9 protein-coding genes and 1 rRNA gene are annotated in these 10,095 nt (G+C 72.6%); 3 read left to right on the forward strand and 7 right to left on the reverse strand.

The genetic code is table 11. The features are described from left to right. Positions 1 to 66 precede the first annotated feature (66 nt). Positions 67 to 1,239 carry a glycosyltransferase family 4 protein gene (locus tag D7193_RS21810; protein WP_120781315.1) on the forward strand — a complete coding sequence of 391 codons (1,173 nt, stop codon included), beginning with the start codon at positions 67 to 69 and terminating at the stop codon, positions 1,237 to 1,239. 2 nt (positions 1,240 to 1,241) lie between these two features. Here D7193_RS21810 and D7193_RS33505 read toward each other — a convergent pair whose 3' ends face one another. From D7193_RS33505 to D7193_RS21820, 3 genes are read right to left on the reverse strand one after another with little or no spacing between them, the layout of a single operon-like run. Next, positions 1,242 to 1,397, reverse strand: coding sequence for a hypothetical protein (locus D7193_RS33505; protein ID WP_158674833.1), 156 nt, complete (start codon positions 1,395 to 1,397; stop codon positions 1,242 to 1,244). A gap of 37 nt (positions 1,398 to 1,434) precedes the next feature. Next, on the reverse strand, positions 1,435 to 3,165 hold the full coding sequence (locus D7193_RS21815; protein WP_377456119.1) for an MmpA family trehalose lipid delivery protein: 1,731 nt from the start codon (positions 3,163 to 3,165) through the stop codon (positions 1,435 to 1,437). Further along, a complete protein-coding gene (locus D7193_RS21820; RefSeq protein ID WP_241563242.1) occupies positions 3,146 to 3,886 on the reverse strand; it encodes a class I SAM-dependent methyltransferase in 741 nt (246 codons plus the stop codon). Before D7193_RS21820 ends, D7193_RS21815 begins: the two co-directional genes overlap by 20 nt. A 280-nt stretch (positions 3,887 to 4,166) precedes the next feature. On the opposite strand from D7193_RS21820, the gene D7193_RS21825 reads away from it, so the two are divergent. Further along, on the forward strand, positions 4,167 to 5,426 hold the full coding sequence (locus D7193_RS21825) for an MATE family efflux transporter (RefSeq protein ID WP_120781316.1): 1,260 nt from the start codon (positions 4,167 to 4,169) through the stop codon (positions 5,424 to 5,426). On the opposite strand, the gene D7193_RS21830 is transcribed toward D7193_RS21825, so the two are convergent. Then, entirely contained in the window at positions 5,387 to 6,148 is a 762-nt protein-coding gene (locus D7193_RS21830; RefSeq protein WP_120781317.1) for an FkbM family methyltransferase, read from the reverse strand. The two genes, D7193_RS21825 and D7193_RS21830, sit on opposite strands and share 40 nt — an antisense overlap. A gap of 66 nt (positions 6,149 to 6,214) precedes the next feature. Then, the gene (gene nudC / locus D7193_RS21835; RefSeq protein ID WP_120781435.1) at positions 6,215 to 7,141 is read right to left on the reverse strand and encodes an NAD(+) diphosphatase; all 927 of its coding nucleotides are present in this window, start codon (positions 7,139 to 7,141) and stop codon (positions 6,215 to 6,217) included. Positions 7,142 to 7,323: 182 nt separating this feature from the next. Here nudC and D7193_RS21840 point away from each other — a divergent pair, with 182 nt between their 5' ends. Continuing rightward, the gene (locus D7193_RS21840; RefSeq protein ID WP_120781318.1) at positions 7,324 to 9,123 is read left to right on the forward strand and encodes a VanW family protein; all 1,800 of its coding nucleotides are present in this window, start codon (positions 7,324 to 7,326) and stop codon (positions 9,121 to 9,123) included. A 48-nt stretch (positions 9,124 to 9,171) separates the two neighbouring features. On the opposite strand, the gene D7193_RS21845 is transcribed toward D7193_RS21840, so the two are convergent. Then, the gene (locus D7193_RS21845; protein ID WP_120781319.1) at positions 9,172 to 9,795 is read right to left on the reverse strand and encodes an NADPH-dependent F420 reductase; all 624 of its coding nucleotides are present in this window, start codon (positions 9,793 to 9,795) and stop codon (positions 9,172 to 9,174) included. A 174-nt stretch (positions 9,796 to 9,969) separates the two neighbouring features. Further along, positions 9,970 to 10,086: ribosomal RNA gene (gene rrf / locus D7193_RS21850) — 5S ribosomal RNA — on the reverse strand. Between the last annotated feature and the right edge of the window lie 9 nt (positions 10,087 to 10,095).

Consider the following 10,095-nt stretch of genomic DNA (forward strand, 5'->3'; position numbering starts at 1 on the left):
GCGGGTTCGAACGCGAGCGCCTTAGGGTGGCGCGATCGCGAACACTACTCGGCAGTAGGAGCAGCGGTGCAGACCCTCGACGGCCCCGAACGGCACGTACTGTTCCTCAACTGGCGTGATACGCGCAATCCGGAGGGCGGCGGCTCGGAGGTTTATGTGGAGCGCATCGCCGAAGAGTTGATTGCGCATGGGCACCGGGCGACGCTATTGTGCGCCAGCCACCCCGGCGCACCCCGCCAGGAAACGACGACCTCGGGGTTACGAATCGTGCGACGGGGTGGTCGACACAGCGTTTACCTGCGGGCCGCACTCACCTACCTCGCCGGGCTCGCCGGATTCGGCCCCCTGGCGCCCCGTTCACTCGGTCGGCCCGATCTGATCGTCGACGTGTGCAACGGGTTGCCCTTTCTCTCACCGCTGTACGCCCGTTGCGCCGTCGTCATTCTCGTCCATCACGTACATCGTGAGCAGTGGCCGGTGGTCCTCCGAGCCTGGGGCGCCCGCCTCGGTTGGTGGATCGAATCGAGCCTGGCCAGACGCGTCTACCGGCGCTGCCGGTACGTCACCGTCTCGGCCGCGACCCGGGCCGAACTGGCGACGCTCGGGGTGGATCCAGGCCGGGTGACGGTGGTCTACAACGGCACCCCGGACATGACGCCCGGTGTCGCTCCCCGGACGCCGCACCCGTCGCTTCTCGTGCTGTGCCGACTCGTCCCGCACAAGCGCGTGGAGATCGCGCTGGAAACGGTCGCGCGCCTCGCCGGCGATTTCCCGACGCTGCACCTGGTCGTCGCCGGGCAGGGCTGGTGGGAGACGCAGCTGAGGGAACTCGTGGAAACGTTGGGCATCGGCGACCGCGTACGCTTCGCCGGTTTCGTCACCGAAGCCGAAAAGCGGGAACTGCTCTGCTCGACCTGGGTCGCCCTGACCCCGTCACTCAAAGAAGGATGGGGGCTGACGATTGTGGAGGCGGGTGCGGCCGGAACACCGACGGTGGCGTTTCACGACGCGGGCGGGGTGGCCGAGGCGATCGTCGCCGAAAAGACCGGACTACTGGCCCACGACGCGGCCGATTTCATCGCACAGGTACGCCGCCTGCTCGCTGACGACGTGTTCCGTCACGAAATGGGAAAGGCGGCGCAGGAACACGCCGCCCAATTCACCTGGCAGGCTTCAGGAATCAGCTTCGCGAATCTCGTCCTGGTGGCGACCGGCGGTATTCCGGCCACGCGGAGGTAGCGCTACCTGTCGCCGTAGTGTTCCGGGCCGTTGTCCTCGGCGGTGCTCGCCGCGTTGCCCGACGAGACGACGAGCTGCTGGGTCACGGCACCCAGCGCCAGCACGGCCAGCGCCGCACCGATCACCGCTGCCAGCGCCAAGGTGAGCGGCTTCGGCATCGTGCACCCTCCTCCATCGATATGCGTGGCGCGCACGTTACCACGCGGTAGGGCGACGCAACAGGCTCCCGATGGCGGTGAAAAACACCGCCAGGGCGGCGCATAGCGCCAGGACGACCGGCCAGCCGTGGCGCCGGTCCACGTCGGCCGGCGTCGCCGTCGGGTTCCGGTACAGGGTCAGCTCGCTGCCACTGTGGACGACCTCGAGGCCGTCGAGGACAGCCGGTGGGACGGCGTCGCCGCCGGACCGGTGCTGCACCACGATCCACCGCAGGTCGCTCCCCGCCAGCGGACGGCCGTCGGCGAGCGCCCGGCGGAGCTGCGCAAGCCGAGGGCTCTCTCCGGTCACCACCAGGTCACCCACGACGAGGGTGTCGTCCGTGACGACCTCCACCGGCAGGTGACGGGCCATCGGATCGATCACCACGGTGCCCCGGTTCCAGTCGTACGACCGGTACATGCTCAACGGCAACGAGAGCGCCGGTCCCGGATCCCGTGCGACCTCCGCCGCCACCGTCGTCCACTCCCGCGGGTACCGCACCGGCTCGAGCCGGCCGGCGACGCCGTACGCCAGGTCGGGCAGAGCCGCGACCGGCAGGAGCACGAGCCCGACCAGCACCAGGCGGTCACCGGGAGGCCGGAGACGGGCCGCGGCCCGCTCGCCGCCCAGCGCGGCGCAGAGCACCAGGCAGAGGGCGTACGGCACCAGCAGCTTCTGCCCGTCGCGTAGCAGCCCGGCGCCCGGTACTTCCGCCACGAACCAGCGCAGCAGGCCGGCACCTCCGGGCAGTACCGCGACGGCGGCCGAGAGGAACGAGCCCACCGCGAGCAGACCCAGCCGGTTCGCGGCTCCAGCCGGCCAGCGGTCGCGCAGCAGTGGAAAGCCGGTGGCCGCGAGGACCAGCAGTCCCGCCGTGACGACGGGCACCAGCAGGGCCGCGCGACTGGCGGGCGTCGTCTGGCCGTTCCAGATCCCGCCCGTCCCCGCCAGCGCGACCCAGGACCCGGCCCAGCCCTCGCTCCGTGCCGCGAAGGCCGTCACCCCCGTCGGGTCGGAACGACCCCCTGCGGCGGTCACGGCAGCCGCGACCAACCAGGGCAGGTTGAGCCCGGCGACGGCGCCGACCGCGCCGGCGGAGCGGCGACGTGCCACACTGCCGCGCCCGCACAGCAGGACCAGGACCGTCACCAGAGCCAGCAACCCGCCGGTCGGGGTGATCGCCGCGGCGGCGGCCGCGACGGTCAACCGGGGCAGTGCACCCCGACGACCCTCGCGCAGTCCGATCGCGGCCCGGATCAGCCAGGGCAGCGCGGCGTACGCCAGCAGCAGACCCCACTGGCCGAGCAGCAGCCGCTCGGCCAGGAACGGCGTCCAGGCGTACCCGACGGCCGCCACGATCCGGGTCAGCTCCCGCCGTGCCGGGACCAGTCGGCCGGCCCCCACGACGGCCAGCCAGACGATCGCGACGAGCACGACCCGTTGCAGCAACCACCCCGGCATCGCCAGGCTGAGCAGGGAGACGATCGCGTCCTGGGGAACCGCCCTTGGCAGCGCGTCATCCGAGGCGATCAGATCCCACCGCAGCGGCTGCCGCGGCACGAAGACCATGTCGTACCGCAGCACGTATCCCGGCCGGACCAGCGGGGTCAGCACGAGCAGCGCGACCACGGCGGCCACGGCGTGCAGACGCCAGCGGCCGGGCGTGGACGTGGTCCTCGCCGTGATCCCCGGGTGTACGCCCGCCCGGTCAGCGCTTGCGGAGAACAAGGACCAGGTTCCAGGTGACGATCTCGCGTACGCCGGGCACCCGGACGACACCCTTCGCCCACCGCGGCAGGTATCGCGGCATCACGTCGAGGATCTCCGCCTCGGACTGCCGCCGCGCCCAGCGCAGCATCTCGCCGATCGAGACCGCGAACATGCTCTCGCCGAAGACGTTCTTCGGCCGCCGGCCGTGCCGCCGCTCGTAACGCAGCGCCGCACGTCGTCCGCCGAGGTAGTGCCAGGGCGATGTCTCGTGACCGCCCCACGGCGAGAGCCAGTTCGTGAAGGAGAGGAAGACCGTGCCGCCGGGGCGGGTCACCCGGAGCATCTCGCCGGCCATGGTGAACGGCCGCGGCACGTGTTCCAGGACGTTCGAGGAGAAGCAGACGTCGACCGTGCCGGTACGGATCGGCAGTTCGAGGGCGCTCCCCATGACACCGCCGGCCGGCATGGCACCGCCTCGGGCCGACATCTCGCCCGCGTCGCAGTCCACGCAGACGATCCGGGCACCGGCCCGGCCCAGCGCGTCGGCGAAGTAGCCGGCGCCTCCTCCGACATCCACCACCACGGCGCCGGCGAGGTCGGCGTAGGCCCGCAGCTGCCCGACGGTGTCCTCCGCCAACATCCCGTAGAAGAAGTCCGGATCGCTCTGCTCCAGCCGGAACGCCTGGAAGAGCCGCACCGATCGGGCCAGATCGGCACGGTGCGCAGCGGGAGGCTTCACGCGCGGCTCCTAGGACTCCGGGACGGCGGGCGAGATTCCGATCGGGCGTGGACCGTGGCCGGACCCGCCATGCCGGGAGACGTTAGCCCCTCTTCGGCGTACGGTCGACAGCCCGTTAGGCCCGTCCGGTCGGCGGTTCGGCTCGGGCCCACCGGTCGACGCCGGCCCCGGTACCCTGTGGGCTCCCGACGGTCGCCCCCCTCCTCGCGCCGGGCGGGAGAAGGGAAGTCCGACGGCCGGTATGACAGGGACGACCGCGCAGGTCTCAGGCACCGGCCGGGTGGCTATCACCGGCGGGGCCGTGATGGTCGCGGCGACCCTGACCAACGGGCTGGCCTACCTGGTGCCGATGCTCGGCGCCCGGCATCTCGACCCCGCCGACCTCAGCACACTGGCCACGGTGCAGGCGCTCGTCACGATCGCCGGCGTGGCGGCCACGGGCCTCCAGACCGCCATCGCCGTCCACCGGGCGCGTCAGCCCCACGCAGCGACCACGCGGGTCGTCCTCGTCACGGCGGCGGTCACCGGGGCCATCCTGATCGCGGCCACTCCGCTGACGGTCACGGCACTCCACCTGCCCGTCACCGTGGTAGCGCTGTCGGCGGCCACCACCCTCGCCGTCGTCCTGGCCGCCGGGCCACTCGGAGAGCTACAGGGAGACCAACGGTTCCTGCGGCTCGCGGCCGGCATGGGCGTGCTGGCCCTCGGACGCTACGCCGGGGTGGTCGTCGGCCTCGTGCTCGGCGGCGGACTGGTCGGGTCGCTGACGGCCAGCGTCGCCACCGCTTGGCTCGCCGTGCCGATCCTCCATCTGCTGGCCCGATCCCGACCGGCAACGTCCGCCTCCGCCGTACCCCGGCCAGCCACGGCCGGACCGGTCTCGGGGGACGTCTCCGCGAGCCTCTCCGCGGACGGACCCGTGCTGGGGGTACGGAAGGTCGTGACCGCCAGCGGCGCGACCCTGGCGATGCTGGTGGCGTCGTACGCCGATCTCATCCTTGCCCGGCAGCTGCTGCCGCCCGCGGAGTCCGGCGCGTACTCGGTCGGGACCGTGCTCACCAAGGGCGCGCTCTGGGCGCCGCAGGTGGTCACCGTGCTGGCCCTTCCCCGCATGGCCCGCCGTGACAGCAACAGCCGGGCGAGAGCCCTGGCCGTCGTCGCCGCGTGCGGCGCCGCGCTCGTCGCCGCGTCCACGCTGGCCGGAGGCCTCGCGTTTCGGCTCGCCGGCGGCCCGGACTACGCGGCACTCGGCCGGTACGCCCCGTTCTTCGCCGCCACCGGGGCCCTGTACGCGGTGGCCTTCGTGCTGATCAACGCGCAGCTCGCGACCGGCGCCCGGTGGCCCTCCGCGCCGCTCTGGGCGGGAGCGGGCGCGCTCGTCGTGGTGGCGGTCTTCCTGGCCCCCCACACATTCGTGGGCGTCATGGGGAGCGCGCTCGCGGCCGCCGTTGCCACCACGCTCGCCCTGACCGTCCTCGCCCACACCGCGACCGGGCGGCGTCAGGCGCCGTCCCGCCTGAACAGCACCGAGTTGACGTAGCGCGGCCGGGGCAGCACCACTCGCCGGACGAGGCTCTGCCGCACCCGCGCGATCGCCTCCCGCTGGTGGGTCCCTATGTCGAAGTCGGCGAGCGGCAGCCACTCCCGCTCGGGTAGCACATAGCCGCGGTAGCCCCACCCGGTGAGCAGGTCGATGATCGGCTCGATCGGCTGGATCCGCTCTTCGACCTCCACGAGCAGCACCGGCCCGTCCCGGCGGATCGTCCCCGCCGCGCCGCGCAACATCGGCAGCTCGTGGCCCTCGACGTCGACCTTCATGAACCGCACGTCGGTGAGGCCGAGATCGTCGATGGTCACGCGGGACACCGTCACCGGCTCGCCGCTGCCGTACTCCAGCGAGGAGGTGCCGACGGCGGGTCCGTTCTCGGGCAGGAAGAGGTCGGCGCTTCCCTCGTGGTCGGACGCCACCGCGTGGACGACCCGTACCTCGGGAAACGCGGCCTCGACGCACCGCGCCAACTCCTCGTTGGGCTCGATGGCGACCACCTGGTCGGCGCGGCCGCGCATGCGTCGGGTCCACGGGCCGTACCAGGCGCCGACGTCCACCGCGGTCCCGCCTCGGGGCATGAAGTCAGCGATGCGAGCGAGCTCGGGCTCCACTCGCGGATAGACGGTACGGATGCCCGCCGCGACGAGCCGGTCAGGCAGCAGCGACGCGACGTGCGAGCTCACCGCGGTCAACAGACCGGTCGAGGACGGCATGAGCGCAAAGGTTAACGGCCCGCGGGGCGGCAGACCAGACGTGTGGGAGCCCGGTCGTCTCGACGGTCAGTGCCCCGCCGCGAGCCACGAGCCCAGCAGATGGTGGTCGATCGAGTCGATCCGGCCGACGGGCCGGCCCTCGGCCAGCCGGGCGCGCAGGTCGTCCCGGGTGAACCAGCGCGCCTCCAGCAGCTCCACCCCGTCCACCCGTACCTCGTCGGAGGCGGCGGTGGCCCGGAACCCGACCATGAGCCCCGCGGGGAACGGCCACGCCTGCGACCCCTGGTACGTCAGGTCGGTCACCGTGACGCCGACCTCCTCGGCCATCTCCCGGCACACCGCGTCCTCCAGGCTCTCGCCCACCTCCACGAAGCCGGCGAGCGTCGAGTACGACCCTTCGGCGCTGCCCGCGTGCCGGGCCAGCAGGCACCGGTCGGGCGTGCCCGGCGCCTCGAGCAGCACGATGATCGCGGGCTCGATCCGGGGAAAGAGCAACCGGCCGCACCCGGGCCCCGAACACACCCGCACGTGCCCGCCGTCGCGGGCGGTCGTGGGCGCGCCGCAGGCGCCGCACCAGCGTTGCTGCCGGTGCCAGTACAGCAGGCCGCGCGCGTAGGCCTGGGCGGCCGCCGACGGCGGGTCGAGCCGACCCGCCAGGCGCCGCACGTCGAGCGTCGACGCCGCGCCGGTCAGGGCGACCGCCTCGGCCTCCGGGTGCCCGGTGAGGTCCGCCGCGAAGAAGGCGACGCCGTGGTCGTCCAGGCCGAGGAAGACGGTCTCGTCCGCGGCGGCGAGCACCCGTCGGGCCGCGTCACCGGTCAGCCGCACCGGCCGGTCCTCCGCGGCCACCAGGCAGCGGTCGCGCCACAGCGGCAGCACCGTGGTCCGCTCGTCGGCCCGGAGCGCGGCCAGGCGCTCCCCGTCGGTCCGCAGCGCGCCGCCCCGGTCGAGCCACCCACCGCCGTACGCGAACACCCGGTCGTTCCTGTGCATGCCGTTACCGTGCCACGCCGCGTCGGCCCCCGCCGACCCGCCCGGAGTGTCCCCCGACACGCCGAACGACACGCCGTGGCGGGGTCGCCGGACGGCGTCCGCCCACCGGGCTGGCCATTCGTTACCGTAGGTGTCCTCCGCGCGGGGACCCACCCCGCCGGCACGTCGCGATAGAGGTTGCTGTGACGCTGTACGGCGAGACCCGTCCACCCGCCGACGACCGGCCGACCGTGCAGGTCACGGCGGTCACCTGGCCGATCGAGGAGAGCCAGCCCCCGGCGCCGGAGAGTCCCCGTCGTCCGCGCCGGCTGCGGCTGCTCCTGGCCGCCGGTGTCACCACCGTGGTGCTGGGCGGTGTGGCGGGCGCCGGCGCCTACGCGTACGCGGGCGACGTGCCGCGGGGCACCCGGGTGCTCGGTGCCGAACTCGGCGGGCGCAGCCGTACGGACGCCGCCCGTGAGCTGCGATCCGAGCTGGACCGGCGGGCCGCCGAACTCGGCAGGCCGCTGCCGGTGCGGGTGGGGGAGCGGACCGTCGAGATCGACCCGGCCGAGGTCGGCCTGACGGTCGACGTGGACGCGACCGTGGCCGCCGCGGCCGAGGCCGCCGCGCACCCGGTGAGCCGGCTCGTCGGCTCGCGCTCGGTGCGGCCGGTGGTGGCGGTCGACGTCGACCGGCTGCACTCCACGCTCCAGAAGGTGGCCGGCGACCAGGGCCGAAAGATGACGGTGCCGGCCATCACGTACGCCGGCACCACCCCGAAGGTCGTGCACCCGAAGCCGGGCCTCGCGCTGGACCCGCAGCGGTCCGCCGAGGTGGTGCGGGCCGGGTGGCTCAGCGGGGAGCCGGTCACCGTGCCGCTCGTCGAGTCGCACCCGGCGACGACCGCCGACGAGGTGGACCGCCTCGTCGACGAGCTGGCCAAGCCGGCGGTGGCCGCGCCCGTGAAGATCACGACCAGCCGGGGTTCGGTGACGGTACCGCCCGCGGCGATCGCCAAGAGCCTCCGGTTCGGCGCCGACAAGGCCGGCAAGCTGACCCCACGCCTGGACGTGAAGCGGCTGCGCGGCGCCCTCGGCGACGACCTGACGAGGCTGGAGGTCGCGCCGAAGGACGCGCGCCTGAGCATCTCGGGCGGCGCGCCGAAGGTCGTCGACGCCGGGCGGCCCGGCCAGCAGGTGGACGGTAAGGCGCTCGAACAGGACCTGCTGGCCGTCCTGCCGAAGGCCGACGGGCGGGAGGTCGAGGCCGAGCTGAAGCCCGTCCAGCCGGAGGTGACCGCGGAGAAGGTCGCCGCGCTGGGCATCAAGGAGAAGGTCTCCTCGTTCACCACCCGGTTCACCGGGGGCCTCTCCTCGCCGCGCAGCCAGAACATCGCCACCATCGCCAAGAAGGTCGACGGCACGGTGGTGCTGCCCGGCGAGACGTTCTCGCTCAACGGGCACACGGGCGAGCGCGGCTACGCCCAGGGCTACCGGGACGCCCCGGTGATCCTCGACGGCAAGCTCGTACCCGGGGTGGGCGGCGGCACCTCCCAGTTCACCACCACGCTGTTCAACGCCATCTACTACGCGGGGCTGGAGGACGTCGAGCACAAGCCGCACTCGTACTGGTTCGACCGGTACCCGGCCGTCATCGAGTCGACCATCTTCTGGCCGGACCTGGACTTCAAGTTCCGCAACAACACGGAGTACGGGGTCCTCATCGACACGTCGTACACCTCCAGCACGATCACCGTGTCGATCTGGAGCACGAAGATCTACGACAGCGTCAAGACCGAGTACAGCCCCCGCCGGAACATCACCACGCCGCGGACCATCCACCTGGAGCCGGGCCCGTCCTGCATCCCCAGCAACGGCATCAACGGCTTCACCCAGGACGCCTACCGGGTCATCCGAAAGGGCGGCAAGGTGGTCAAGCGGGAGAAGTTCACCTGGCGCTACGACGCCGAGCCCCGCTACGTCTGCGGCCGCGAGTCCTGACGGCCGCGGCGTCGCCGTCCAGGTCGCTCTCCCCAGGGCGTACGCGGGTCAGCGCCGCGCCTCGGCAAGACCCTTCCGGACGCCGTCCGCGTCCCGGTCGGCGAGGTAGATGGGCGTGCCGGGCTCCTGCCGCCAGCTGTCGTCCAGGGTCCCGCCGTCGACCGCGTCGAAGCCGAGCGCGTCGACCAGGTCCATCACCACCCGCTTGGCGTCGACGTCGTCGCTCGCCACCGGCAGGGCGATCCGGCCCTGGCTGCCCGGTGGACGACCGCCGTCCAGAAGGTGCTCCGCCTTCATGGTGTTGAACGCCTTCACGAGGCGGGCGCCGGGGAAGTGTTCGGCGGTCCAGCGGCTGGACGACTTGCCGTCCATCAGCTCGGGGATGTCGCCGTCCCGGTCGGGGTAGTAGTTGTCGGCGTCGACCACGATCTTCCCGGCGAAGAGGCCGCCCGGCAGGTCGGGCACCGCCATGAGGGGTACGGCCACCACGGCGAGGTCCGCGTCGCGGACCGCCTCCTCCACGGTGCCGGTTTCCGCGCCGGTCTCGCCGCCCAACGCTCGCAGGGTCTGCGGGCCACGGGAGTTCGCCACCGTGACGTCGTGTCCCAGGTCCGTCAGCCGGCGGGTGAGGTTGCCGCCGATGTGTCCCGAACCGATGATGCCGATCTTCATGCCCGCTCCCCGGTCGTCGACGATCGGCGGGGCGGCACCCCGCCGGATCCGACGCTAGCGAGGGCCGGCGGATGGTTCAGGGAAACAGCGGACGGCGTCCGCACCGTCCCGGAAATTGTGGTGGAAACGCTGTCAGGGCCACCCCCAACGGAGGTGACCCTGACAGGAAAGAATGTCCGGCGGTGTCCTACTCTCCCACACCCTCACGAGTGCAGTACCATCGGCGCTGGAGGGCTTAGCTTCCGGGTTCGGAATGTGACCGGGCGTTTCCCCTCCGCCATGACCGCCGTAACTCTATCG

This window comes from Micromonospora costi (genome assembly GCF_003626655.1).
Lineage (GTDB): Bacteria > Actinomycetota > Actinomycetes > Mycobacteriales > Micromonosporaceae > Micromonospora > Micromonospora costi.

Excerpts from the sequence above, each read along its gene's own strand:
- D7193_RS33505 (WP_158674833.1), bottom strand. The coding sequence starts at position 1,397 with ATGCCGAAGCCGCTCACCTTGGCGCTGGCAGCGGTGATCGGTGCGGCG.
- D7193_RS21830 (WP_120781317.1), bottom strand. The coding sequence starts at position 6,148 with ATGCCGTCCTCGACCGGTCTGTTGACCGCGGTGAGCTCGCACGTCGCG.
- nudC (WP_120781435.1), bottom strand. The coding sequence starts at position 7,141 with ATGCACAGGAACGACCGGGTGTTCGCGTACGGCGGTGGGTGGCTCGAC.
- D7193_RS21845 (WP_120781319.1), bottom strand. The coding sequence starts at position 9,795 with ATGAAGATCGGCATCATCGGTTCGGGACACATCGGCGGCAACCTCACC.